Here is a 25,398-nt window from a genome sequence, read left to right on the forward strand (position 1 = left end):
CGTCCCTTCGGGGGTGGGCGACGGGGTCGCGGCGGGCGATGAAACTAGCGCTGGGAGTTTGGACGCTACCCGCTGGGCCGGGTGGACTCCACCGGGTCGACGGTGCGCGCGTACTCGGCGGCCAGACCGTGCAGGAGGGCGTCCAGCCCGAGGGCGAAGGCGCCCTCGTCCACGCTCTGCTGGTGTTCGGCGAGCCGGTGCGCCTGGCGCAGGTGCGGGTAGTGCGCCGCGTACAGCTCGGGGTCCTCGACGAAGCCGCGGGCGAACGAGCCGAGCGCCGACCCGGCCACGAAGTAACGCAGCGCCGCGCCGATGTGGGTGGCCCGGGCCGGCGGCCAGCCGGCGCGTACCAGCCCCCCGTAGACCGCGTCGGCCATGGCCAGTGCGGCCGGTCGCCGACCGGGCCCCTGCGCCAGGTACGGCACGATGTTCGGGTGCGCGGTGAGCGCCCTCCGGTACGACCAGGCCCAGTCGCGTAGCGCGGCGACCCAGTCCCGGCCGGCGAAGCCGCTGGTGTCGACGGCGCCGGTGACCGCGTCGGCGACCGCGTCGAGGATCTCGTCCTTGGTGGCGAAGTGGTTGTAGAGCGAGGGGCCGCGCACGCTCAGCTCGGCGGCGAGCCGGCGGGTGGAGAACGCCGGCAGTCCCTCGGCGTCGATGAGCGCGGTGGCGGTCTCGACGATGAGCTGCCGGGTGAGCCGGGGCTGACGGGGTCGGGGCACTGCGCTCCTCGCGGTCGCGACGGCCGGGTCTGGACGCGGCAAAACTTACACCGCTAGTTTAGGGGTGACCGGCAGCACCGACGCCAGGAGGACCACCGTGGACTTTTCGCTGACCGACGAGGAGCGGGCGGTGCGGGACACCGTCCGGTCGTTCATCCGCCGCGAGGTGATGCCGTTGGAGGCGGAGGTGCTGCGCCGGGAGCGGGCGCACCAGCCGGGCCTGGACCACTCCGAGGTGCGCGAGCTGCAACTCAAGGCGCGCAAGTTCGGCTTCTGGGGCCTGGCGACCCCCGAGGAGTACGGCGGGATGAACCTGCCGGCCGTCCTCCAGTCGTTGATCTGGACGGAGCTGGGCCGCACGTTCGTGCCGTTCCGCTTCGGCGGCGAGGCGGACAACATCCTGTTCCACGCCACCGAGGAGCAGAAGCGGGAGTTCCTCATTCCGACGATCGAGGGCGAGCGGCGTTCCTGCTTCGCCATCACCGAGCCGGGCGCCGGGTCGGACGCGGCGAACATCCGACTGTCCGCCCGCCGCGACGGCGACGACTGGGTGCTCGACGGCGAGAAGACCTTCATCACCGGCGGCCACGACGCCGACTTCGCCATCGTGGTCGCGGTGACCGACCGGGAGAAGGGCGCCCGCAAGGGCGGCGCACCGCCTTCCTGGTGGACCGGGAGATGGGCTGGCGCTCGGAGTTCATCCAGACCATGGGCGAGGGCGGGCCCGCGTCGCTCATCTTCGACGGGGTACGCGTGCCGCACCGCAACATCCTCGGTGAGATCGGGCAGGGCTTCACGCTCGGCATGGAGTGGATCGGCAAGGGTCGCTACACGATCCCGTCGCACGCCATCGGCATCGCCGAGCGGGTGCTGCAGATGGCGATCGACTACGCCAACACCCGGGAGACCTTCGGCGCGAAGATCGGCACCAACCAGGCCATCCAGTGGATGATCGCCGATTCGGAGACCGAGCTGGAGGCGGCCCGCTGGCTGGTGCTGCGCTCGGCGTGGACCGTCGACCAGGGTCTGGACCCCCGGCACGCCTCGTCGATGGGCAAGCTCTACGGCGCCGGGATGGTGAACCGGGTGGTCGACCGGGTGCTCCAGATCCACGGTGGCATGGGCTACACCCGTGAGTTGCCCATCGAACGCTGGTACCGGCAGGTCCGGCTCTACCGGATCTTCGAGGGCACCGACGAGATGCAACGACTGATCATCTCCCGCGACCTGCTGCGCGGGTACACCAAGATCGGCGGCCACCTGGCCTGAGACCGAACAGGGTGTGTCCGTCGTGGACCAGGTGGGTATGTCGAACATCTATCCATCACCGGTTCGACAGCCAACGGGGAGACGCGCATGCACCTACGTATCAAGGCCACTACGATGGCCCTGGCCACGGTCGGAACACTCGCCGTCGCGGCCGCACCGGCGTCCGCGGACGTCAACGAGGGGTACGTCACGGGCACGGGCACCTGGACGGACGACTGGGCGGACGAGGGCCCCATCTCCGAGGCGACGCACTCGTACAACAACGTCGTCGCGGCGTGGCAGATGATGCTGTACGCCGATGGCTATTTCCCCCAGTGGGCCATCGACTGCGGCTTCGGCCCGACGACGACCGCGGCCACCAAACGTTGGCAGGCCGCCCACGGTCTCGTCAGTGACGGCATCGTCGGACCGGAAACGTTCGCGAAGGCGGCGACGAAGCTCAGCGTCTATGAAGGGGAAGGCTGGTTCTACTACGACGGGCGCGGTGACCGGTTCGCCTACTTCGGTCGCGACGCCGACGGCAAGTGGGACATGAGCCTTGGACCGGATCTGGAGTGGCAGACCCTCACGTACACCGAGGCGACCTTCAGCATCTGCTCCTGATCACCGGGACTCAGGTCAGCGCCTCCAGGGCGGCATCCACATCGGCCTCGGTGGAATAGATGTGGAAGGAGGCGCGGACCCTCCCGGCGCGCACGGCCGCCCGGATGCCGGCCGCCGCAAGGCGCTGCTCCGCGTCGGGCACGTCGACGGTGACGATGGCGCTCTCCCCCGGTGGCCGGCCCAGGCCGGTCAGGAACCGGTTGGCCAGCGCCACGTCGTGTTCCCGGATCGCCGGCACGCCGATCTCGGCGACCAGCTCCAGGGCCGGTGCCGCACCGACCCAGCTGAACCAGGCCGGTGAGATGTCGAACCTGCGGGCGTCGTCGGCCAGTCGCAGTGGCGGGCCGTAGAAGGAGGCGTGCGGGTCGCGGCCGGCGTACCAGCCGGCGGCGTCCGGGCGCAGCCGGTCGCGCAACGCCGGGGCCAGATAGGCGTACGCGGTGCCGCGCGGGTTCATCAGCCACTTGTAGCCACCCACCGCCACCGCGTCGGCCCGGCTCCCGTCGAAGGGCAGCCACCCGCACGCCTGGGTCGCGTCCACCACCACCAGCGCGTCGTGCGCGCGGGCTGCGGCCACGATCTCGTCGTACGCGGCGACCGAGCCGTCGGACGACTGCACCAGGCTGAACGCGACCACGTCCGTGTCGGCGTCGATCGCGTCGACCAGCCGGTCCGCCGGCACCGTGCGGACCGTGACACCCCGCTCCTCCTGCACCAGCCAGGGGAACAGGTTCGAGGTGAACTCGATCTCCGGAACGACCACGGTGGCGCCGGTCGGCAGCGACGCCGCCACCGGCGCGAGCATCTGGGAGACGGTCGCGCCGACCGCCACGTCACTGGCCGGCACGCCGATCAGACCGGCGAACACGGTACGGGAGCGCTGTACCGAGTCGCCCCAGCCCTCCCAGGACGTGCTGCCGACCCGCCAGGCGGCCAGGGCCTCCTGCAACGCCGTCCAGGCCGGCTCGGGCGGCAGCCCGTAGGAGGCCGTGTTCAACCAGCCGGGCTCCGGCTTCCACAACTGCTGTGCCTGCGCGATCTCCATGTCGCCGACGCTAGACGGGCTCGTCGCGAAGGGGCACGGCCAATCGCAGTCCTGCGGCCTGCGGGCTCACGGTGGCTTGCGGGCTGCGCCCGGCACCCGCCGCTTGCCACCCGGAGCCAGGCGCTGGGGAGGGCGTGATGACCGCTGAGGTATAGATATGACTCTGAGGTATATCGCTCACGAGCAACCTGCCGCCGAGGAGACCACCCGGGCGCGGGCGGCGACGTCATCGACGCCGATTCGCGCCCGCGGGGTGGATCCGGGTGAGGCTGTCGGCGAGGCCGGCGAGCCATCTGTCGACCTCCACCAGGTGCCGCACCGCGGCGGAGTCGACAGCGCCGAGCAGCGGACGGATCCGGTCCACCTCGTCGACACAGTCGGTCGGGGCTGGCACCGTGCCCGAGGCCCGGCCCTGCGCCACCTCGGCGGCCAGCTCGTCGTACGCCGACCGCAGCTGACCGGCCGCATCGCGCAGCAGGACCGCCGCCGCCGGCCAGCCGGCGAGGCAGCCGGGCGGGTTGCGGCGCAGCAGCGACTCGACGCCGGGCACCACGTGCTGCCCGGCGCCCAGGGCGGCGTCCCAGTCCACGCGTGCGCGCTGCGGGTCGTGGCGCTCGGAGTGGTACTGGCAGTAGGACGAGTCGACCAGGACCATCCGCTGGCGAACCCGATCGAGGTCGTCCTCGGGCGGCGGCGCGTCGCCGAGCACCGCCTCGACGGTCTGCTCGACCGCGTTCCCGCTGGCCGTCAGGTAACGCGCGGCGTTGTGGCGCAGGTCGTGGCTCGCGCCGCGCGGCCACATCGCGACGCCGGCGAGCACCCCGATCACCGCGCCGAGCCCGACGTCGACCAGCCGCGCCTCGGCGAGCCGCCAACCCTCCGGGCTGAGCTGGCTGAACACGACGGTCAGCAGCAGGGTGAACAGCGCCTGCTGCCAGACCGGGCCGAGCAGGCGACCGACACCGAACGCCAGCAGCAGCGTGACCGGCAGAACGACGGCGTACACGATGGGGTCCCCGATGAGGAGCACCAGCAGGCCGCTGACGACCACGCCCGCGATCGTGCCGAGCACGGCGGGTCGCAGGGCGGTGCGGGTGTCGGCGGCCGAGGTCCGCAGGACCGTGAGTGTCGCCAGGAGCACCCAGAAGCCGTGGTTGAGCTGCAACACCCCGGCGGCCACCCGGGCGACCGACAGCGCCACGGCCAGCCGCAGCGCGCTGTGCAGGTGGGCGGAGCGGGGAGCCAGGTGGGAGCGGAACTGCCACCAGTACAGCGTCCACGGGCTGTGGCGCGCGTACTCGAAGAGTTTGGGGTATGCCTCGCCCCCGGCGGGCCGTGCCCCGACGGCGACCCGGGCACCGACGGCGAAGACCCGCACCTGGTCGGCGAGGGCCAGCGCTGTCGCGTCCCGGCACATCCGGGGTACGTCCGGCGCGTCGCCGCCGCCCCGCCCCACCGGGTAGGCGGCCTCGGCCGCGCGGATCGCGACGTCCAGGCCAGCGAGGTCGATCGGCGGCGCACCCGGTGACAGGCTCCGACCGGCGGCCCGGGTCGTGTCGGCGCAGGTGCGCAGCAGCCGCGCCGCCGCCAGATCCGGGATCGGCTCCGGCGGGGCGTCCCCGGCGAGCCGGTCCGCCTCGGCGAGCACCTCCCGCAACGCCGCCGCCGAGATCCGCAGCGCCCGGTCCTGGGCGCCCGCCGCGGTCGGCGCCCGCTCCGGCGGGTTACGACCCAGACCGAGCGGGGCCACCAGGTCGTACGCCCGAGCGCGCCGACTGTCCCGACCACCGTGACCGGCGTGCGGGTCGGTCAGCGCGTCGGCGGCGTCGTCGAGGAACGCCCCGACGCCGTCCGCCGCCCGGGTGAGCATCTGCCGGAAGGTGACAGGCACCGGATCGGGCCAGAGCAGCACCTCGGCCGCGGCGAGCAGCACGACCGCGAGCGTGACCCCGGCCAGTCGCTGCGGCAGGGTGTTCGGTTGGTACGGCGGAAAGGACGCCAGGATGTAGAAGAGCTGGAACGCGCTGGCCAGACCCACCAGGCGCGGATTACCGACCCCCGCGAACGCCACGACGAACCCGACGACAAGCATTCCGCCGGCCGCCGCCCACGTGCTCCACGCCAGCAGCGTGCCGGCCGCGATCAGCGCCCAGATCGCCGGCAGCGACGTGACGAGGATCCGCGCCCGCTGCGGCGCCGGACCGGGCAACTGCGCGAACGACCCGGCGGCGATCGTGCCGAACAGCCCGTACGTGGCGAGCACCGGGCTGCCCGCCCCGTAACGGCAGGCGTAGAAGATGACCGACGCGACGAGCGTCAGGCGCACCGCGCGCCGCAGGACGGCGTCCCCCGGGTCACGGCGGCGCAGCCGGCCAAGGAGGCTGGTTGCGAGCACGCCTGCTCCCCCGGTTTGTCGCGGCACCCCTTCCCGACCCACAATTGTTCTCCGGGTCGGCCCGGGGGCGGCGCGTTTCGCGACTGAATCACCGCCGCGAGGGCCACCGGCCGACAGCGCGCTACGCGGTGGTGCGTCGCCACTGCTGGCTGGTGCCGGTGCCGCAGGTCCACTGCACGGCCTGAGCACCGTCCGCCGTGGCGGCGTTCAGCACGTCGAGGCACTTCCCGCTGTGGCGGGCCACGAGCCGAACGTAGCCGGTTCCGAGGTCCTCGACGCGCCACTGCTGGTTGGTGCCGCCGTTGCAGGTCCACTGGATCACGCGAACGCCGTCGGCGGTGGCACCCGCGCCGCCGTACACGTCGAGACACTTGCCGCTGCTGACACTGGTCACCGTCGAGTAGCCGCCACCGGCGTCGGAGAACCGCCACCGCTGGTTGGCCTGCCCGTTCGCGCCCCACTGGACGACGTTCGCGCCATCGGCGGTGGACGCGTTGAAGACGTCGAGGAGCTTGCCGCTGTGCCGCGCGGCCACCGTGTAGGTGGTCGGCGTGGGGGCGGTGGTCAGCGGCGCCACCCGGTACAGGCCGCTGCCGTGGGCGGGGATGGATCGGGTGAGTGTGCCGGTGACGGTGCCGAGACCGGCGCCGGACCACAGGTCGGTGACGGTGGCCGAGCCGATGCCCAGGTCGGCCAGGTTCACCGAGACGTTGGCGGTCGCGCTCTCGCGGTTGAACAGCGCCACGTACCGGTGGTCGGTGCCGGGGACGTCGGCGGTCCACACCTGCCGGGTGCCGCCGACGAGCTGCCGGTTGTTGGCGCTGTTCTGGTCGACGGCGAGCACCGCCGCGTTGGTCATCAACGCCAGCTCGGTGGCGCGGTTCTCAACCAGGTTGCCGCCCCACATCAGCGGCGCCCGGTTGATCGACCACAGGGTCATCAGCGTGCGCTGCTCGTCAGCGGTGAGCCCGGAGTAGCGGGGTGCGCCCACCGGGCCGTACTTCGACAGCCGCCCGATCGGGATCATGTCCGGATCAGGCCACGCGCCCGTCGTCCGGTACGGCGTCCAGTTGCGCAACTGGTCGAACAGCGCGTCGAGCGACGACCAGTTGTCCCACAGGTCGTTGACGATGCGCCACATGTGCGCGTTGTCCCGCACGTGCCCGCCACTCGCCAGCGGTGTCGCGCCGGGCGAGAGGCTCAGCACCATCGGCCGACCGCTGTGCTGGATCGCCGTCCGGTAGCCCTCGACCTCGGCCTGCCGGTACGTCGGGGCCGCGATGTCGTCCACCTTCACGTAGTCGACACCCCAGCTGGCCAGGAGCTGGAAGACCGAGTCCAGGTACGCCTGCGCGCAGGCGTTGGACATGTTCAGACCCCACATCAGGTTGAGCCAGGCCGCAGTGGTGCTGTTGTTGATCTGGTTGGCGCGGCAGGTGGTGCCGAGGATCGGCACGTTGTCCGCGACCGCCTGCCGCGGGATCCCGCGCATCAGATGAACGCCGAACTTCAGCCCCTGGTCGTGCACGTAGTCGGCGAGAGGCTTGAACCCGTTGCCGCCCGCCGCCGAGGGGAACCGTGTGGTGTCCGGCAGCAGCCGTCCGTTGGCGTCCATCCGCAGCCGGGGATTGAGGTTGGCGTCCTGGTTGGGGCTGTTGTTGTGCTGACCCGGGTAATACCAGGCCCAGTCGATGACGACGTACTCCCAGCCGTGCCGGCGCAGGTTGTCGCGCATGTAGTCCGCGTTGGCCCGGACGTCCGCCTCGGTGACGCGCCAGTTGAACGAGTCGTAGCTGTTCCACCCCATCGGCGGGGTGTTCGCCGTGCCGTTGTCCCACGCCGCCGCCGGCTTCGGGGAGATGACGGTGAGGCCGACGGCGAGCAGCACGACCAGAGCAGTGAGGCCGGCCATCCGCCGTGCGGTGGAACGCGCGAGGACGAGCGTCATCGAACCTCCAACGGGAGCGCCGACCAGGTTCGGCAGGCAGTGGTGGTTGTCGATGTTAACGCTCACACATCGTGTGTCAAGTGCACCGGGGGTAGACAGAATCCGTGACCTACTTCGCGGACCTGACGCCGTACACGTACCTGGAGCGGCATGACGAGGACGGGCATGGGGCATCCGACGAGCTGCTGCTCAACGTCGGCTGGCTGGACGCCTCGCATCCGTTCCCGACCGGCGCTTCCCCGGACGAGCTGATGCCCGCTCTGATGAACCTGGCCACGGTGCGAGTCCGCCAGACACGCGGCTACCACTACTGCGAAATCTGCATCCTGGACATGGGCGACGACGCCATGGAGGCCATCCGGCAGGGCACCATCGCCCGCGAGAGCGCCGAATTCGAGGTGCGGGGCGAAGGCTTCGTGTACGCCGCACCTCAACTCCTGCTCCACTACCTGGCCGCCCACGAATACCTGCCACCAGCCGAGTTCTGCACGGCGGCCCTAGGGGCAACGAGTTGACGCGGGTCAGCGCGTCATACCAGGCGTTGGATGCGGACCTTTGGGCGCTCGTTCCGCAGGTGACCCTGCTTGTGCTGGCGGACCTGCTCGTCCCAGATTCCCTGGTCATAGTCGGGGGTTGGGCGGGATCCACCTGTGTGACCCGTCGCTGTAGTGGAACTTCTCGTCTCCGGGCCGAAGGATGCTCACCGCACCCAGCCGAGGAATCGGTGGTGCAGGTGACCGGCGGGGACGCAGGCCAGGTGTTGCGTAGCAACGACGAGTTGTGCGGCCAGGTAGACGGTCAGGGACAAGCGACATCCGTCGTACTCGGCCAGCAACTCCCGCCGGCCCGGCTCGCAGGGCCAGTCGGCGCCACAACACCCGCAGCTCCAGAGGGGCGAGACCGGTTGATGAGTGGTCGTCACGACGTGCCCTGGCTGGGCCAGTGGTCGCGGTTGATTGGGAGGCGATGACGGCTTCGGCACGGCAGGTCGGTTCCGCAACGGCAGATACGTCGCCAGTGCCGCCAGGACCAGACGGGCCGATGCCTGCGAGCCAGGGTCAGGGCGACCGCCGAGAGATATTCGTCGTACGAGACGCGTCGCACGCGTCCTCCCCGTCATCACGAGGGCGGCCAGCCGCCCCTGAGGTTGAGGGGGACGCGGCGGCCAGGCGAGTCCGCACCGCCCGCCGCATCCCGTGACGGGGACGTTACGGACGGTCGTGGCGTCGCATGGGTAGGGTTCGTACCCCTAGATCAAGAGACGAGGCCGACCTTCAGTGCGAGATCTCGGGCGTCCTTGCGGGTGGATGGCGGCCCGTTGAGCAGATCCAGGGTGATCTGTCGGGCGTAGCCGTTGAAGCGGATCGTCTCCGGAGCGGACTCGTACGCCTGGCGAAGGCTCACCATGGCGGTTTCACCGTCGTCCCTGCCGTAGTGAGCGCGAGCGACCTCGATGAGGTGTCGCGCGCGGCGCGGCCGCGACGGGATGGCCGCTGCATCATGGCGATGTGCCTGTCGCACCGCTTCGCCGGACTTCTGCAACTCGACGGCCACGGTGACGGCGTGGGCACCCATGATGACACGGGAGAACGATGTCTGCGGCTGGTAGAAGCCCTGCGGTAGGCGCTGTGCGACCCGATCGGCGCGGTCCCAGTACCGCCAGGCCCGGCCTTCCTCACCCGCCCTCGCGGCGGTGTAGGCAGCTTCAAACTGAAGCGCTCCGACGAGGGCCAGAAGGTTGGTGGTGGCATCCGCCGCGCGCGACTCCAGTGCGGAGAGGACGTCGAGCGTCACCGCCATGGCGGTGTCCCAGTCACCGGCGTCCCGGTGCACCTGGCACAGGAACCACCCCGCGCAGGCCAGCGCCTCGGGATCCCCGGACTCCTGCGCGGCCACCATGGCACGGTCGGCGACCCGCCACATGATCTCGGCGGCTGGCTGGTAGGCGAGGAACATCTGCGCGAGCCCGAGCGCCTCGGCCAAGAGTGCCTGAGCACGTCGGCGCTCGGCACCCTCGTACGTCAGCGCCGCGCATTGGGCATTTCGAAGCAGGTCGGGCAGGAGGGCGCCCAGCACTCGGCGCTACGCCCAACCAGGCCACCGAGCACGGCACGAGTCTTGCCCGAGCGCTCACGGTAGACCTTCAGCCGCTGACCGAAGGTCAACTCCGGCATGGAATCCATCCCGAACCTCCTCGTGGCGCGGGACGCCGTACCGGCTCATCCGCCGCCACGCCCCACGCTACCGACAGGGCTGCCGCCCGGTAACCCTCACACGCGTCGGCCGGCGCCTCTCGGTGGTGATCGACACGAGATCAGCGATATCGGGGTGTCCTACGCGCTCGGATACCCCGATATCGCCGATCTGAAGTCGATCACCACCGTGGGCGGTCAGGCCGGCAGGGCCGTCGCCTTCTCGTCGTCGGACCGACGCGGCTCCGAGTCGTCCTCGTCGTCGTGCTCGTCGAGCATGGTCGCCTCGTCGAACGGGTCGTCGCCGCGCAGCACGCCGGCCGCCCGGTCCCGGTCGAACTCGCCGGTCCAGGTTCCCACCAGGACGGTCGCCACCGCGTTGCCGGCGAAGTTCGTCAGTGCCCGAGCCTCCGACATGAACCGGTCGATGCCGACGATCAGCCCGACCCCGTCGACGAGGTCCGGTCGGTGCGACTGAAGTCCACCGGCCAGCGTCGCGATGCCGGCACCGGTGACGCCCGCCGCACCCTTCGACGCGATGATCATGAACAGCAGCAGCGACACCTGCTCGCCGATGGACAACGGCTTGCCCAGCGCGTCGGCGATGAACAGCGACGCCATCGTCAGGTAGATCGCCGTGCCGTCGAGGTTGAAGGAGTACCCGGTCGGCACCGTGATGCCCACCACCGGCTTGCTGACACCGAAGTGCTCCATCTTGGCGATGAGCCGGGGCAGCGCCGACTCGGACGAGGAGGTCGACAGGATCAGCAGGAACTCCCGGCCCAGGTAGCGCAGCAGCGAGAAGATCGAGATGCGGGCCACGAACCACAGCAGCGCGCCCAGGATCACCAGCACGAAGATCAGACAGGTGGCGTAGAAGCCCACCATGATCTGGGCGAGGCTCTTGAGGGCGTCCACGCCGGTCGCGCCGACCACGGCGGCCATCGCGCCGAACGCGCCGATCGGCGCCAGCCACATGATCATGGCGAGGATCTTGAAGACGACCCGCTGGATGACGGTGATGGCGCCGAGCACCGGTTCGCCGCGCCGGCCCATGGCCTGTACGGCGAAACCGACCAGCAGTGCGACCAGCAGCGTCTGGAGCACCTCGCCCTCGGTGAGCGCGGAGACCAGCGTGCTCGGGATGATCCCGAGCAGGAAGTCCACCGTGCCGGCGGCCTCGTCGCCGGCGGCGGCCTTGCCGGAGCCGGCGAGGTCCTCGCCGAGGTTCAGGCCGGAGCCGGGTTGGATGATGTTGCCGACGACCAGGCCGATGGCGAGCGCGACGGTCGACATGGTCAGGAAGTAGCCGAGGGCGAGACCGCCGACCTTGCCGACCTTCGCGGCCTGCCGGACGGAGCCCACGCCGAGCACGATGGTGCAGAAGATGACCGGGCTGATCATCATCTTGATCAGGTTGACGAACCCCGTGCCGATCGGCTTGAGTTCCTTGCCGAAATCGGGGGCGACCAGGCCGACCACGACGCCGGCGAGCACGGCCACGATGACGGCCAGATACAGGTAACGGGTACGGTCCCGGCGGACTGCCGGTTCCGGGGTGGTGGCGGATGCGGTGGTGTCCATGTCGACAATGTGAAGCGCGTCTCACCCGTTGACAGCCTTGCGGTCATTCTGTTCACCGCGAATGCGGCAACGGCGGCGCGACGGGGAGGTGGTGGAGGTGGCCCGACGTCAGTGGAGCATCGCGGGGCAACTCTTCGCCCTCCAGGCGGTGGTGGTGACACTGCTCGTGCTGGCCGGGGCGGCGGGCGCCGTCTGGCTGGCCCGCAGCGACTCCCGTCAGGCCGCGCAGGAGGAGGTGCTGTCGGTGGCGCAGACCGTGGCCGGCTCCCCCGACGTCCGCGCGGCCCTCACGACCGCCGACCCGGCGAGCGTCCTGCAGCCGTACGCCGAATCGACCCGGCACGCGACGGGCACCGACTTCGTGGTGGTGATGGCCCCCGATCGCACCCGTTTCTCGCACCCCACCCGGGACCTGATCGGCCAGCCGTTCGTGGGGGAGATCGGGCCCGCCCTGGCGGGCCGTCCGTTCACCACCACCAACGTCGGAACGCTCGGCGAGTCGGTGCGTGCGGTGGTCCCGGTGTACGACGAACAGCAGCGCATCGTCGGCCTGGTCTCGGTGGGCATCACCACCCGCGCGATCGACCGTAAACTGCTCGGCCAGTTGCCGGTGCTGCTGGGTGTCGCCGCACCGGCTCTCGCGCTCGCCGCGACGGGTTCCTGGCTGCTCAGCCGGCGGCTGCGACGCCAGACGCACGGTCTGGGGCCGGCGCAGATGACCCGGATGTACGAGTACTACGACGCGGTTCTGCACTCGGTGCGCGAGGGTCTCGTGGTGCTGACCACCGACCGGCGGGTGGCGTTGATCAACGACGAGGGTCGCCGGCTGGTGGGGCTCGACGCGGACACGCCGGTGATCGACCAGCCGGTCGACGGGATCGACCTGCCGCCCGCGGTGGCCGAGTTGCTCGGCTCCGGCCGTGACGCCCGCGACGAGCCCGTCCTCGCCGGTGACCGGGTGCTGGTCGCCAACCAGCGGACCACCCGCTTCGAGGGCGTGGTGCTCGGCACCGTCCTGACGCTGCGCGACCAGACCGAGTTGCGCACGCTGGCCAGCGAACTGGACTCGGTGCGAGCCCTCACCGAGGCGTTGCAGGCGCAGACCCACGAGTCCGCGAACCGGCTGCACACGGTGCTGACCCTGGTCGAGTTGGGCCGTACCGAGGAGGCCGTTCGGCTCGGCACCCGGGACCTGGCCCTCGCCCAGCAGCTGACCGACCGGGTGGTCGCGCGGTCACCGAGCCGGCGCTGGCGGCGCTGCTGCTCGGCAAGTCGGCGCAGGCCGGCGAACGTGGGGTGGACCTGGTCATCGAGCCGGACTGCCGCCTCGACGACAGCCCGCTGCCGAGCGGGGACCTGCTCACCGTGGTCGGCAACCTGGTCGACAACGCGCTCGAAGCGGTGGCCGCGACGCCGGCGCGCGCCGGGTGCGGGTCTTCGTCGGCGCGGTCGACGACGAGCTGGTGGTCCGGGTCGCCGACAGCGGCCCCGGGCTGGCCCCGGAACGGGTGGCCGACGCGTTCCGGCGCGGCTGGTCCACCAAGAGCACCGGGCGGGGCCTCGGCCTGGCGCTTGTCGGTCAGGTGGTCCGCCGGCACGGAGGCAGCTACGAGGTGGGCCGCTCGGACGACGGCGGCAGCCTGTTCACCGTCCGCCTGCCCGGCGGGGGTGAGCGCTCGTGACCGACATCCGGGTGCTGGTCGTCGAGGACGAGCCGCTGCTGGCCGAGGCGCATTCCGCGTACACCGAACGGGTTCCCGGTTTCACGGTCGTCGGGGTGGCGCACACCGCGCGGGCGGCGATGGCGGCGTTGCGCGCCAACGACGGCGGCGACGTGGACCTCGTACTCCTTGATTTCCGGCTGCCCGACCTGCACGGCCTGGACGTCTGCCGGGCGCTGCGGGCCGCCGGCAGCAGCGTCGACGTGCTCGCGGTGACCTCCGCGCGGGACCTGGCGGTGGTACGCACCGCCGTGTCCCTCGGGGTGACCCACTACCTGCTCAAGCCGTTCACGTTCGCCGCGTTCCGCGACAAGCTGGAGCGCTACGCCGACTACCGCGCCCAGGCGCTCGCCGACGGCGAGGTGGCCGCCCAGCACGACGTGGACCGGATGTTCGCCACGCTGCGCGGCACCGCCGGGCACAGCCTGCCCAAGGGGCTCGACGCGCAGACCCTCAACCGGGTACGCGCCGCGCTGGCCGGCGGAACCGGCGCGCAGGTGGGGCTGTCCGCGACCGAGGTGAGCGCGTTGACCGGCATCTCCCGGGTGACCGCCCGCCGCTACCTGGAATACCTGGTGACCATCGACCGGGTCGTCCGCAGCCCCCGCTACGGCACTCCCGGCCGCCCCGAGGTCGAGTACCGCCCAAGGTGAGCGGGTCCCGCTCCCCGCGCTCGGCGCCTCTCACGTCGATCATGGAGTTGTGGTGCCCCACAAATCGGGCAGCGGCTGACATGACGCCCACCACTACTCATGATGACCCGCCCTATCGCCTGGCGGGGCGAAGATCCGTTGTTAGACTCGGCGCGTTGGGTTAGCGGTACGACCAGGGAGACCAGACATGGCGGGTGACGACGACATCTCCGGGTGAGACCGGATGTGTTCGGCCATCGGTTCGGCGCGCCTCCCGCGCAGCCGCGGTGGCCAATTGTCGTTCCACCGGTTCCCGTTGTCGTCGGGCGGCTACGGCGCGCCCACCCCACCCTCTGAGGTCACTCGCATGTCTGATGCGTTCATCGTCTGCTCGAACCTGTCCTTCTCCTGGCCGGACGACACCCCGGTCTTCTCGGAGCTGTCCTTCACCGTCCCGGGCGGTCGCACCGGCCTGGTCGCGCCCAACGGCGCCGGCAAGAGCACCCTGCTGCGGCTGATCGCCGGGGAGCTGCGGCCCAGCGGCGGCAGCGTCACCGTCGACGGCCTGCTCGGCTACCTTCCGCAGACGCTGCCGTTGGCCGGTGACCTGACCGTGGCGCAGGTGCTGGGCGTCGCCGAGCGGATCGCGGCGCTGCACGCCATCGAGGGCGGCGACGCCAGTGAGGAACACTTCGCCACCATCGGCGACGACTGGGACATCGAGGAGCGTACCCGCGCCGAACTGGACCGCCTCGGCCTCGGTGGGCTGGCACTCGACCGGCGAATGCACACGCTCAGCGGCGGCCAGGTGGTCTCCCTCGGCCTGGCCGCGCAACTGCTCCGACGCCCGGACGTGCTGCTGCTCGACGAGCCGACCAACAACCTGGACCTGGACGCCCGGCACAAGCTGTACGGCGTGCTGACCGACTGGCCCGGTTGTCTGCTGCTGGTCAGCCACGACCGGGAGCTGCTGGACCGGATGGACCGCATCGCGGAACTGGACCGCGGTGAGATCCGCTGGTACGGGGGCAACTTCACCGCGTACACCGAGGCGGTGCAGGCCGCCCGGGAGGTGGCCGAGAGCAACCTGCGCAACGCCGAGCAGGAGGTCAAGCGGGAGAAGCGGGAGATGCAACAGGCCCGGGAGCGGGCGACCGGCGGGCCAGCAACGCCTCCAGGAACCTCAAGAACGCCGGCCTGGCCCGGATCGTCGCCGGCGGGCTGAAGCGCAGCGCGCAGGAGTCCGCGGGCCGGGCGCAGGAGACGCACTCCAGTCGGGTCGGTCAGGCCCAGGCGCGCCTCGACGAGGCCGGCCGGGCGGTACGCGAGGAGGACCGGATCGTCGTGGACCTGCCGGACACCACCGTCCCGGCCGGCCGCACCGTCTTCTCCGGCCAGGGGATGCGGGCCCGCTTCGACGACCGGGAGCTGTTCACCGGCGACGGCGCCGACCTGGTGATCCGGGGGCCGGAACGGATCGCGCTCACCGGGGCCAACGGCGTCGGCAAGTCGACCCTGCTACGCCTCGTCAACGGTGACCTCGAACCGGCCGGTGGCGACATCCGCCGCGCCGACGGGCGGATCGCGTACCTGTCGCAGCGGCTGGACCTGCTGGACCTCGACCGCACGGTGGCGGAGAACCTCGCCGCGTACGCGCCGAGCCTGCCGGACGCCAGGCGGATGAACCTGCTCGCCCGGTTCCTGTTCCGGGGTGCCCGGGTGAACCTGCCCGTCGGGGTGCTCTCCGGCGGTGAGCGGCTGCGCGCCACCCTGGCGTGTGTGCTCTGCGCCGAACCGGCACCGCAACTGCTGCTGCTCGACGAGCCGACCAACAACCTGGACCTGATCAGCGTGGCCCAACTGGAGAGCGCGCTGACCGCGTACCAGGGGGCGTTCGTGGTGGTCAGCCACGACGAACGGTTCCTCGCCGAGATCGGCGTGCAGCGGTGGTTGCGGCTGGCCGACGGGCGGCTGCGGGAGATCGCGGCCCCGGACCGGGACTGAGCCGGCGCCCCGGCCCGGTCAGCTCACGTTGGCCGGGCCGAGGACGCTCTTCAGATCACCCATCAGCGCGGTCGTCGCCGCCACCCGGAACGGACCCAGCCGCAGGGTGGTGGTGCGCCCACCGTTGAGCAGCTTGACGTGCACCTCGGTGTCGCCGGGGTGCAGCACCAGGGTCTCCTTGAGTCGTTCCACCAGCGGTGGCGTGCACCGGTGCACCGGGATGGTGAGGGTGACCGGCTTGTTGGTGGCGCTGGTGCTGACGTCCGGCATGGACATGTCCATCGCCATGATCCGTGGGGTGTCGTCGCGGCGGTCCACGCGACCCTTGACCACCACGATGGCGTCCTCGGCGATGTACTGCCCGATCACCTCGTACGTGTTGGGGAAGAACAGCGTCTCCACCCCACCGGCAAGGTCCTCCAGGGTGGCCGAGGCCCAGGCCCGGCCCTGCTTGGTGACCCGGCGCTGCACCCCGGAGAGGATGCCGGCGAGGGTGACGACCGCGCCGTCGGGCACCCCGCCCTCCTCGGCCAGCGCGGCGATGGTGGTGTCGGCCGCCGCGTTGAGGATGTGCTCCAGGCCGAACAGCGGGTGGTCGGAGACGTACAGGCCGAGCATCTCCCGCTCGAAGGCCAGCTTGTCCCGCTTGTCCCACTCACCGTCCCCGATGACCGGCATCACGGTCGTGCTGCCGGTGTCGGCGTCGCCGAAGCCGGCGCCGAACAGGTCGTACTGGCCGACGGCCTCCTTGCGCTTGACGTCGGCGTACGCGTCGATGGCGTCGGCGTGCACCGCCAGCAGCGCCTTGCGGCTGTGCCCCATCGAGTCGAAGGCGCCGGCCTTGATCAGCGATTCGATGGTCTTCTTGTTGCAGACCACCGCGTCCACCTTGGACAGGAAGTCGTAGAAGTCGGAGTACTCGCCCTTCTCCTCCCGGCACCGCATGATCGAGGCGACCACGTTCGCGCCGACGTTGCGCACCGCCGCCAGTCCGAAGCGGATGTCCCTGCCGACCGGGGTGAACGGCCCGGCCGAGGTGTTCACGTCCGGTGGCAGCACCTGGATGCGCATCCGGCGACACTCGGACAGGTACAGCGCCATCTTGTCCTTGTCGTCGCCGACGCTGGTCAGCAGCCCGGCCATGTACTCGGCCGGGTAGTGCGCCTTGAGGTACGCCGTCCAGTAGGAGACCAGGCCGTACGCGGCGGAGTGCGCCTTGTTGAAGGCGTACCCGGCGAACGGGACCAGGACGTCCCACACCGCCTGGATCGCCTCGTCGGAGTAGCCGCGCTCGCGGCAGCCGTCCCGGAACGGGATGAACTCTTTGTCGAGGATCTCCTTCTTCTTCTTTCCCATCGCCCGGCGCAGCAGGTCCGCCTGACCGAGGCTGTAGCCGGCCAGGATCTGCGCGGCGCGCTGCACCTGCTCCTGGTAGACGATCAGGCCGTGGGTCGGCGCCAGGATCTCCCGCAGCGGCTCCTCCAGCTCCGGGTGGATCGGCGTGACCTCCTGGAGGCCGTTCTTGCGCAGCGCGTAGTTGGTGTGCGAGTCGGCGCCCATCGGGCCGGGCCGGTACAGCGCGATGACCGCGGAGATGTCCTCGAAGTTGTCCGGTTTCATCATCCGCAGCAGCGACCGCAGCGGCCCACCGTCGAGCTGGAACACGCCGAGGGTGTCGCCGCGGGCCAACAGCTCGTAGGCGATCTTGTCGTCGAGCGGCAGGGCCAGCAGGTCGAGCTTCTTGCCGTGGTTCAGCTCGATGTTCTTGACCGCGTCGTCGATGATCGTCAGGTTGCGCAGGCCGAGGAAGTCCATCTTCAGCAGCCCGAGCGACTCACAGGTCGGGTAGTCGAACTGCGTGATGATCGCCCCGTCGGCGTCGCGGCGCATCAACGGGATGTGCTCGATGATCGGCTCGGCGGACATGATGACGCCGGCGGCGTGCACGCCGGTCTGCCGGATCAGCCCCTCGATGCCCTTGGCCGTGTCGATCACCTTGCGGACGTCCGGGTCGGAGTCGTACAGGCCACGGATCTCGCCGGCCTCGGCGTAGCGGGGGTGCTTCGGGTCGAAGATGCCGGTGAGCGGGATGTCCTTGCCCATCACGGCCGGCGGCATCGCCTTGGTGATCCGGTCGCCGACCGCGTACGGGAAACCGAGGACCCGGGCCGAGTCCTTGATCGCGGCCTTCGCCTTGATCGTGCCGAAGGTGGCGATCTGGGCGACCTTGTCCTCACCCCACTTGTCGGTGACGTACTTGATCACCTCACCGCGCCGACGCTCGTCGAAGTCGATGTCGACATCCGGCATCGAGACGCGCTCGGGGTTGAGGAACCGCTCGAAGATCAGGCCGTGCTGGATCGGATCCAGGTCGGTGATGCCCAGCGCGTACGCGACGAGCGAACCGGCGGCCGAACCACGACCCGGGCCCACCGAAATGCCCTGGTTCTTGGCCCACTGGATGAAGTCCGCGACCACGAGGAAGTACGACGGGAAGCCCATCTGGTTGATGACACCCAGCTCGTACTCGGCCTGGACGACGTGCCCCTCCGGGATGCCGCCCGGGTAGCGGCGGGCCAGGCCGGCGAAGGTCTCCTTGCGGAACCAGGACTCCTCGGTCTCCCCCTCCGGCACCGGGAAGCGCGGCATGAGGTTGTGGAACTCGAACATCCCGGTCGGGTCGACCTTCTCGGCCACCAGCAGGGTGTTGCGGCAGCCCTGCTGCCACAGCTCGGACGAGTCGACCGCGCGCATCTGGTCGGCGCTCTTGATGAAGTAGCCGCCGCCCTCGAACCGGAACCGGTTGGGGTCGTCGATGTTGCTGCCGGTCTGCACGCAGAGCAGCACGTCGTGCGCGGTGGCCTGCGCCTCGTGGGTGTAGTGCGAGTCGTTGGTGACGACCGGCGGGATGTCGAGTTTGCGGGCGATCTCGGTGAGCCCGTCACGGACCCGGCGCTCGATGGAGAGGCCGTGATCCATGATCTCCAGGAAGTAGTTGTCCCTGCCGAAGATGTCCTGGTAGCTGGCGGCGACCTTGAGCGCCTCGTCGAACTGCCCCAGCCGCAGCCGGGTCTGCACCGCGCCCGACGGGCAGCCGGTGGTGGCCATGATGCCCTCGGCATGCTCGGCGATCAGCTCCATGTCCATCCGTGGCCACTTGACGTAGTGCCCCTCCATGGACGCGCGCGAGTTGAGGGTGAACAGGTTCTTCAGGCCCTGCGCGTTCTTCGCCCACATGGTCTTGTGGGTGATCGCGCCGTTACCCGAGACGTCGTCGCTCTTCTGCTCCGGCCGACCCCACTTGACCCGCGCCTTGTGATAGCGCGACTCCGGCGCCACGTACGCCTCGACACCCAGGATCGGGGTGATCCCGGCGGCCATCGCCTGCTTGTAGAAGTCGTTCGCGCCGTGCATGTTGCCGTGGTCGGTGATCGCCACGGCCGGCATGCCGAGCCGGTTGGCCTCGGCGAACAGGTCCTTGAGACGGGCCGCTCCGTCGAGCATCGAATACTCCGTGTGCACGTGCAGATGCGCGAACGAATCGGCCATGCCTGGCGCCCCCCGGCGGTGTGGATCTCGATGGTCGGAGCCGACCGGGACCTACCCTACCGAGGTGATCTCGACGGCTCCACCGTCCGCGCCGACGGTCGTGGCCCGCATCTCGTCCGCCGCCCGGGCACGGGCGCGTCCGCGCTCGAACTACCTGGCGAACCCGACTTCCCCGTCGGCCCGCCGAACGTGAGGGCGAGGCCAACTGCCGCGAGAAGGGGCGCCAGCCCGAACGCCGCACGGTGCCCGGACTGGTCGACGAGGAGGCCGGCCACCGCTTGACCGGCGGCCGTACCGACCGGTCCCGCCGCGCAGACGATCGTCATCGTCGCCGTGACGCGAGTGGGAGCCAGCCGCTCGGTTGTGGCGTAAATGGTGATCATGTGAGGCGCGATGGCGAGCCCCGCCACGAGGACCACCGCCCACAGCGGTATCCAGAAGTGACCAACAGGTAGCAGGGCCGTCGCGATCAGAAGCCCGAGGTTGAAGGTCCGGTGGCGAGTCCGCAGGGACACACGTGCCGGGATCCAGGCGTAGGCGATACCGGCGACGGCACCGCCCAGTCCGAGGGCCGCGTACAGGAGTCCGGCAGCGGAGGGGCGGCCTGCCGCCATGGCGTACGCCGTCACTCCCACCTGCACCGCGCCGAAGATGCCGCCCATGATCGCCATGGCGGCGACCATGAGCGCCACACCAGCCCATGGCAATGGCGAAACCGATGGTCGGGAGGACGTGCTGATGGGTGCGGTCGCGTAGAGAAGCGCCACCGGCGTGGCCGCCGCGAGGAGGAGCACGATGCACGCGAGCAGCGGCGCGGCCGATGGCACGGGAAGGTGGACCGCCGCGAGGAGTCCCACCAGCGCGGGACCGACGATGAAGCTGGCCTCGTCCGCGGCCGCCTCGTAGGACAGCGCGGTGGTCATCAGGCCAGGCCGTTGGGGACGGGAACGCGCCAGGTAGGACCAGTGGACCCGGATCAGGGGGCCCACCTGGGGTTGTGTCGCGCCAACGAGGACGGCAGCGGCGAAGACCACGGGGCGGCCGGCGGCGGTCGCGGTGATGAGGCCCGCCAGAGCGGCCGCGTTCGCCATCGCCATCCAGACGCCGAGACGGCGGATGCCCATGGTGTCGGCGAGCCGCCCGACGACGATGCCACCCGCGCCGATGGCGAGACTCTGCGCCGCGGCCGCCAGACCGGCGAAGGCATAGCTTCCCGTGGTGTGCTGGAGCAGCACGAGCGTACCCAGAGGCGTCATCGCGTACGGCAGTCGCGCCAGGAAGCCGCCGGGAAAGACGGCGACGTGGGTTGCGCGAACGAGCTCTCGATATGACACGACGGTCTCCTCGCACAGCGAAGAGACGCGCCTACCCAGCCACCGGACGCGTGCTGATCCCGATTCTTCGCGCAGGATATCAACGTCGATGTCGTCGCGCCCGGAGCCCTCGCCCTCGCCCGCGCCCGGGACGGGCATGCCTCCTGGGCAGCGCCTACGCTCGGGGGATGGCGAGGTACTACGACGTACACCCGGAGAACCCCCAGCCCCGGATCATCGGTCAGGTCGCCGACCTGATCCGAGGTGGTGGGCTGGTCGCCTACCCGACGGACTCCTGCTACGCGCTCGGCACCCGGCTGGGCGACCGGGACGGGCTGGACCGGATCCGCGAGATCCGACACCTCGACGACCGGCACCACTTCACCCTGGTCTGCCGGGACTTCGCGCAGCTCGGTCAGTTCGTCCAGATCAACAACGCGGTGTTCCGGCTGGTGAAGGCCTCCACGCCGGGCAGCTACACGTTCATCCTGCCGGCCACCCGGGAGGTGCCGCGCCGGATGCTGCACCCCAGGAAGCGCACCGTCGGCGTCCGCGTACCCCGGCACACCGTCACCCAGGCGCTGCTGGCCGAGCTGGCCGAGCCGCTGGTGTCGAGCACCCTGATCCTGCCCGGCGACGACGAGCCGATGACCCAGGGATGGGAGATCAAGGAACGGCTCGACCACCAGCTCGACGCGGTGCTCGACGCCGGCGACTGCGGCAAGGAGCCGACGACCGTGATCGACCTGTCCGGGCCCGAGCCGGAGATTCTGCGCCGGGGCGCCGGAGACGTCTCCCGCTTCGAGTAGCACCAGTTCGGCTTGCCAGCAGGGCCCGCGCCACCCGGTGCGGGCCCTGCTTCTTGTCTCACCCTCCGACACAACACTGTCGCCGTAGACAATGCTGTGTGGCACACAGTATGGTGTGACACATGGTTAGCGAGGATGTTCTACGGACGCATCTCCAGGAGCTGCGTCGAGGCACCGTCGTGGTGGCCAGCCTGGTCGCGCTCCGCCGACCGAACTACGGCTACGCACTGCTGCAACGGCTCACCGACCACGGCTTCCCGGTGGACGCCAACACGCTCTACCCACTGCTGCGCCGCCTGGAGGACCAGGGCCTGCTGACCAGCGAGTGGAACACCGAGGAGAGCCGGCCGCGCAAGTTCTACCGGACCAGCGACGAGGGCGAGTCCATGCTGAGCCGGCTCCTCGACGATCTCGCCGCCGTGCAGACCTCCATCACCGGGCTCATCCAAGGAGTGGACCGATGAACACCCTGACCGACCGCTACCTCGCCGCCACCCTGCGCTCGGTGCCCGCCCCGCGACGCGACGAGATCGCCACGGAGCTGCGCGCCTCCATCGGAGACATGGTCGAGGACCGCACGAGCGGTGGCGCGGACCCCGCCGCCGCCGAGCGCGAGGTGCTCACCGAGCTGGGCAACCCCGACCGGCTGGCCGCCCGCTACGCCGACCGCCGTCTGCAACTCATCGGCCCGACGTACTACCTGGTGTGGTGGCGGCTGCTGAAACTGCTGCTCAGCTTCATCCCTGCGCTCGTCGGCACCGTGGTCGCCATCGTCGACGTCGCGGACGGCAAGGGCTTCGGGGCCATCGGGACGGGCATCGCCACCGCCCTCCAGGTGGCCGTGCAGATCGCCTTCTGGCTCACCCTGACCTTCGCCCTCATCGACCGGTTCCAACCCACCGCCGACCTGCCGGACTGGACGGTCGACCAACTGCCCGACGTCCCGGCGCACCGGGACATCTCCCTCGTCGAGACCGTCGCGTCGGTGGTGATGCTGCTGGTGACCATCGGATACCTGCCGTTCCAGCACTACCGATCATGGGTACGCGCCACCGACGGTGACAACATCCCGATCCTCGACCCGGCGCTCTGGTCGTTCTGGCTGCCGGCGCTGATCGTCGTCCTGCTCGCCAGCGTGGCGTTCGAAATCGTCAAGTACCGGATCGGGCGCTGGACCTGGGCGCTGTTCGGGACGAAGGCGCTGCTCAACCTCGCGTTCACGGTGTCGGTGGTGTGGTTGGCGCTCTCCGACCGGCTGCTCAACCCGGCCCTGGGCGAGCGGCTCAGTTGGCTGGCGGACGCGGACAACCGCAACGTCCTCGGCACCGCCGTCGCGGTGGGTGCGGCCGTGATCGTGGTCTGGGACCTGATCGACACCGCCCTGAAGGCCCGCCGCCAGACGGTGTGAGCGAGACCCCACACGGCGCCCGGCGCGTACCTCGCGCCGGGCCGCCGCCCGTCGACGTGACGGAGCGGCACCGGCCCGCCCGGTCGGCGGGCACGACGGGTGACGTGGCATCGTTCCCGGATGACCGTGGCACCGCGCGAGGAATGGCGTCGTCCGGGCCCGACGCCTGAGCAGCGCCGGATCGACCTGTGGCTCGGGCTGGCGGTGACCGGGCTGGCGCTGGTCAGCCTCACCCTGGCCCGTAGCACCGGAGCATTCCTGCTGGGGCCACCACCGTCCGGGCCGGAGCAGCTGGTCTGGACCGTCGCGGTGACCCTGCCGCTGGTCTGGCGGCGGCGCTGGCCGGCCGCGACCCTGCTCGTCGTCTCCGTGGCGCTCATCGCGGCGCAGGCGCGATCGGCCCCGGAAACCCAGTTCTCCTCCTGGGCCCTGTTCTGCGCCCTCTACACGCTGGGCGCCTGGGGACCGGACCATCAGTTGGCCCGTCGACTGCGGATCGGCGTGATCGCCACGATGTTCGCCTGGCTGGGCGTCTACTACGCGGTGACGATCGACCACATCCCGCCCGGCGCCTTCGCCGACGCGGTCGGACCGGTGCCGCCGGTGCTCGCCGCGATGGTCACCGGCGTCCTGGTCAATGTGCTGGTCTTCGGGTTCGCGTACTTCTTCGGCGAGACCGCCTGGGTGGCCGCGCGGCGCGAGCACGAGCTGCGCGAACAGGCCGAGGACCTGCGCCGGTCCCAGGCCGAGGCCCGGGAGCGGGCGGTGCTCGGCGAACGGGTCCGGATCGCCCGGGAGTTGCACGACGTCGTCGCGCACCACGTGTCGGTGATGGGGGTGCAGGCGTCCGCCTGCCGCCGGGTGTTCGACCGCGACCCGGGCAAGGCCCGCACGGCGCTGACCGCCATCGAGCAGAGCGCCCGCACGGCCGTCGACGAGCTGCGCCGCATGCTCGGCGTGCTGCGGGCCTCCGGCGACGCCGACGTCGGGCGGTCCGCGGCCGGCGACGTCGAGCGGATCGGTGAGCTGGTGGAGCGGGCGCGGGCCGCGGGCCTGACGGCCACCCTCGGGGTGTACGGCAATCCCGTGACGCTGCCCGAGTCGGTCTCGCAGGCGGCCTACCGGGTGACGCAGGAGGCGGTGACCAACACCCTGAAGCACGCCGGAGCGGACCTGCTGGACGTGCGGGTCCGGTACCTGGCCCGGGAGGTGGAGGTCGACGTGACCGACGACGGACGGGCCGGCGGCCGACTCGACGCCGCCGGGCTCGGCCTGATCGGGATGCGCGAGCGGGTCACCGCACACGACGGCGACCTGGAGGCCGGACCCCGCGCCGGCGGCGGTTGGCGGGTCCGCGCCCGCTTTCCGCTCGCGGACCCCGTGCGCGGGCAACGGGAGACCAGCGACGGAGGATCCCTGACGGCCGCCGCGGAGCAAACGGCGTGAGCGCCGCACCGGGTACGCCGATCCGGGTGCTGCTCGCCGACGACCAGCACCTCGTCCGCACCGGCTTCCGGGTCATCCTCGAGGTGGAGGACGACATCGAGGTGGTCGGCGAGGCCGCCGACGGCGAGCGCGCCGTCACCATGACCCGGGCCACCAGCCCGGACGTGGTGCTGATGGACGTGGAGATGCCCGGGATGGACGGGCTGGAGGCCACCCGGCGGATCAGCGGTGACGGGCCCGGCGCGCCCGCGGTGCTGATCCTCACCACGTTCGACCGCGACGACTACCTGTTCGCCGCCCTGCGGGCCGGGGCCAGCGGCTTCCTGCTGAAGAACGGCACACCGGAGGAACTCGTCGAGGCGATCCGGGTGCTGGCCCGGGGCGACGGCCTGCTCGCCCCGGAGATCACCCGCCGCGTGATCTCCACCTTCGCCCGTCCCGGCGACCCGTCCGGCACCGCCCACCGGGGTCCGGACGCCGACGCCGCGCTGCGCGGGTTGACCCCGCGCGAATCCGAGGTGCTGGTGCTGCTCGCCGCCGGGGCGAGCAACGCGGAGATCGCCGTCGAGATGCACCTGGGTGAGGCGACGGTGAAGACCCACGTGAGCCGGGTGCTGGCCAAACTCGGTCTGCGCGACCGGGTCCAGGCGGTGGTCTTCGCGTACGAGAACGGGGTGGTACGCCCCGGCGGCTGACCGGCCTCCGTCGCGGGACGGACCCGTCGACTCAGCCGCCGGGCGGACGGCACGCAGACGTAC

General features: G+C 70.8%; 16 protein-coding genes and 4 pseudogenes. 12 read left to right on the top strand and 8 right to left on the bottom strand.

Annotation, left to right across the window (positions count from 1 at the left end):
- Positions 1-65: 65 nt before the first annotated feature.
- Positions 66-722, bottom strand: a complete 657-nt coding sequence (locus tag JNW91_RS06495; protein ID WP_203174009.1) for a TetR/AcrR family transcriptional regulator C-terminal domain-containing protein — start codon at positions 720-722, stop codon at positions 66-68.
- 97 nt (positions 723-819) lie between these two features.
- Here JNW91_RS06495 and JNW91_RS33495 point away from each other — a divergent pair.
- Positions 820-1,991 (top strand): annotated as a pseudogene (locus JNW91_RS33495) (acyl-CoA dehydrogenase family protein).
- Between the two features lie 87 nt (positions 1,992-2,078).
- On the top strand, positions 2,079-2,594 hold the full coding sequence (locus JNW91_RS06505; protein WP_238424482.1) for a peptidoglycan-binding domain-containing protein: 516 nt from the start codon (positions 2,079-2,081) through the stop codon (positions 2,592-2,594).
- A 10-nt stretch (positions 2,595-2,604) separates the two neighbouring features.
- Here JNW91_RS06505 and JNW91_RS06510 read toward each other — a convergent pair whose 3' ends face one another.
- The 3 genes from JNW91_RS06510 to JNW91_RS06520 form a co-directional block, all read right to left on the bottom strand.
- Positions 2,605-3,639, bottom strand: coding sequence for an aminotransferase class V-fold PLP-dependent enzyme (locus tag JNW91_RS06510; RefSeq protein ID WP_203174010.1), 1,035 nt, complete (start codon positions 3,637-3,639; stop codon positions 2,605-2,607).
- A 226-nt stretch (positions 3,640-3,865) separates the two neighbouring features.
- Entirely contained in the window at positions 3,866-6,034 is a 2,169-nt protein-coding gene (locus tag JNW91_RS33500) for an FUSC family protein (protein WP_203174011.1), read from the bottom strand.
- Positions 6,035-6,155: 121 nt separating this feature from the next.
- A complete protein-coding gene (locus JNW91_RS06520) occupies positions 6,156-7,982 on the bottom strand; it encodes an alpha-galactosidase (RefSeq protein WP_203174012.1) in 1,827 nt (608 codons plus the stop codon).
- 104 nt (positions 7,983-8,086) lie between these two features.
- On the opposite strand from JNW91_RS06520, the gene JNW91_RS06525 reads away from it, so the two are divergent.
- Complete coding sequence (locus tag JNW91_RS06525; protein WP_203174013.1) at positions 8,087-8,497, top strand: DUF7919 family protein; 411 nt, start codon at positions 8,087-8,089, stop codon at positions 8,495-8,497.
- 739 nt (positions 8,498-9,236) lie between these two features.
- Here JNW91_RS06525 and JNW91_RS06535 read toward each other — a convergent pair.
- Both JNW91_RS06535 and JNW91_RS06540 read right to left on the bottom strand, forming a co-directional pair.
- Positions 9,237-10,064: pseudogene (locus JNW91_RS06535) on the bottom strand (XRE family transcriptional regulator); the annotation flags it as partial.
- 308 nt (positions 10,065-10,372) lie between these two features.
- The gene (locus JNW91_RS06540) at positions 10,373-11,758 is read right to left on the bottom strand and encodes a cation:dicarboxylate symporter family transporter (protein ID WP_203174015.1); all 1,386 of its coding nucleotides are present in this window, start codon (positions 11,756-11,758) and stop codon (positions 10,373-10,375) included.
- Positions 11,759-11,819: 61 nt separating this feature from the next.
- Between JNW91_RS06540 and JNW91_RS31985 the strand changes: the two are divergent.
- The 4 genes and pseudogenes from JNW91_RS31985 to abc-f form a co-directional block, all read left to right on the top strand.
- A pseudogene (locus JNW91_RS31985) lies at positions 11,820-12,299 on the top strand (histidine kinase); the annotation flags it as partial.
- Positions 12,300-13,221: 922 nt separating this feature from the next.
- On the top strand, positions 13,222-13,440 hold the full coding sequence (locus JNW91_RS31990) for an ATP-binding protein (RefSeq protein WP_309244260.1): 219 nt from the start codon (positions 13,222-13,224) through the stop codon (positions 13,438-13,440).
- Positions 13,437-14,132, top strand: a complete 696-nt coding sequence (locus JNW91_RS06550; RefSeq protein ID WP_203174016.1) for a response regulator — start codon at positions 13,437-13,439, stop codon at positions 14,130-14,132. Before JNW91_RS31990 ends, JNW91_RS06550 begins: the two co-directional genes overlap by 4 nt.
- A 346-nt stretch (positions 14,133-14,478) precedes the next feature.
- Positions 14,479-16,115, top strand: a pseudogene (abc-f, locus tag JNW91_RS06555) (ribosomal protection-like ABC-F family protein).
- A gap of 18 nt (positions 16,116-16,133) precedes the next feature.
- Here the strand turns inward: abc-f and dnaE are convergent.
- Positions 16,134-19,664, bottom strand: a complete 3,531-nt coding sequence (dnaE, locus tag JNW91_RS06560; protein WP_203174017.1) for a DNA polymerase III subunit alpha — start codon at positions 19,662-19,664, stop codon at positions 16,134-16,136.
- Between the two features lie 56 nt (positions 19,665-19,720).
- On the bottom strand, positions 19,721-21,136 hold the full coding sequence (locus JNW91_RS06565) for an MFS transporter (protein WP_203174018.1): 1,416 nt from the start codon (positions 21,134-21,136) through the stop codon (positions 19,721-19,723).
- A gap of 29 nt (positions 21,137-21,165) precedes the next feature.
- Here JNW91_RS06565 and JNW91_RS06570 point away from each other — a divergent pair, with 29 nt between their 5' ends.
- The 5 genes from JNW91_RS06570 to JNW91_RS06590 all read left to right on the top strand — a co-directional run bounded on the left by JNW91_RS06570 (position 21,166) and on the right by JNW91_RS06590 (position 25,335).
- Positions 21,166-21,786, top strand: coding sequence for an L-threonylcarbamoyladenylate synthase (locus tag JNW91_RS06570; RefSeq protein ID WP_203174019.1), 621 nt, complete (start codon positions 21,166-21,168; stop codon positions 21,784-21,786).
- Between the two features lie 122 nt (positions 21,787-21,908).
- On the top strand, positions 21,909-22,250 hold the full coding sequence (locus JNW91_RS06575; protein ID WP_203174020.1) for a PadR family transcriptional regulator: 342 nt from the start codon (positions 21,909-21,911) through the stop codon (positions 22,248-22,250).
- A complete protein-coding gene (locus JNW91_RS06580; protein WP_203174021.1) occupies positions 22,247-23,194 on the top strand; it encodes a permease prefix domain 1-containing protein in 948 nt (315 codons plus the stop codon). The genes JNW91_RS06575 and JNW91_RS06580 overlap by 4 nt, the downstream gene beginning before the upstream one ends.
- Before the next feature lie 120 nt (positions 23,195-23,314).
- The gene (locus tag JNW91_RS06585) at positions 23,315-24,640 is read left to right on the top strand and encodes a sensor histidine kinase (RefSeq protein WP_203174022.1); all 1,326 of its coding nucleotides are present in this window, start codon (positions 23,315-23,317) and stop codon (positions 24,638-24,640) included.
- Positions 24,637-25,335 carry a response regulator gene (locus JNW91_RS06590; protein ID WP_203174023.1) on the top strand — a complete coding sequence of 233 codons (699 nt, stop codon included), beginning with the start codon at positions 24,637-24,639 and terminating at the stop codon, positions 25,333-25,335. Before JNW91_RS06585 ends, JNW91_RS06590 begins: the two co-directional genes overlap by 4 nt.
- Positions 25,336-25,398 lie beyond the last annotated feature (63 nt).

Source organism: Micromonospora parastrephiae (assembly GCF_016802865.1).
Taxonomy (GTDB): domain Bacteria; phylum Actinomycetota; class Actinomycetes; order Mycobacteriales; family Micromonosporaceae; genus Micromonospora; species Micromonospora parastrephiae.

Excerpts from the sequence above, each read along its gene's own strand:
- JNW91_RS06520 (WP_203174012.1), bottom strand. The coding sequence starts at position 7,982 with ATGACGCTCGTCCTCGCGCGTTCCACCGCACGGCGGATGGCCGGCCTC.
- JNW91_RS06540 (WP_203174015.1), bottom strand. The coding sequence starts at position 11,758 with ATGGACACCACCGCATCCGCCACCACCCCGGAACCGGCAGTCCGCCGG.
- JNW91_RS06580 (WP_203174021.1), top strand. The coding sequence starts at position 22,247 with ATGAACACCCTGACCGACCGCTACCTCGCCGCCACCCTGCGCTCGGTG.
- JNW91_RS06510 (WP_203174010.1), bottom strand. The coding sequence starts at position 3,639 with ATGGAGATCGCGCAGGCACAGCAGTTGTGGAAGCCGGAGCCCGGCTGG.
- JNW91_RS06505 (WP_238424482.1), top strand. The coding sequence starts at position 2,079 with ATGCACCTACGTATCAAGGCCACTACGATGGCCCTGGCCACGGTCGGA.
- JNW91_RS06570 (WP_203174019.1), top strand. The coding sequence starts at position 21,166 with ATGGCGAGGTACTACGACGTACACCCGGAGAACCCCCAGCCCCGGATC.
- JNW91_RS06575 (WP_203174020.1), top strand. The coding sequence starts at position 21,909 with ATGGTTAGCGAGGATGTTCTACGGACGCATCTCCAGGAGCTGCGTCGA.
- JNW91_RS06565 (WP_203174018.1), bottom strand. The coding sequence starts at position 21,136 with ATGCCCGTCCCGGGCGCGGGCGAGGGCGAGGGCTCCGGGCGCGACGAC.
- dnaE (WP_203174017.1), bottom strand. The coding sequence starts at position 19,664 with ATGGCCGATTCGTTCGCGCATCTGCACGTGCACACGGAGTATTCGATG.
- JNW91_RS06585 (WP_203174022.1), top strand. The coding sequence starts at position 23,315 with ATGACCGTGGCACCGCGCGAGGAATGGCGTCGTCCGGGCCCGACGCCT.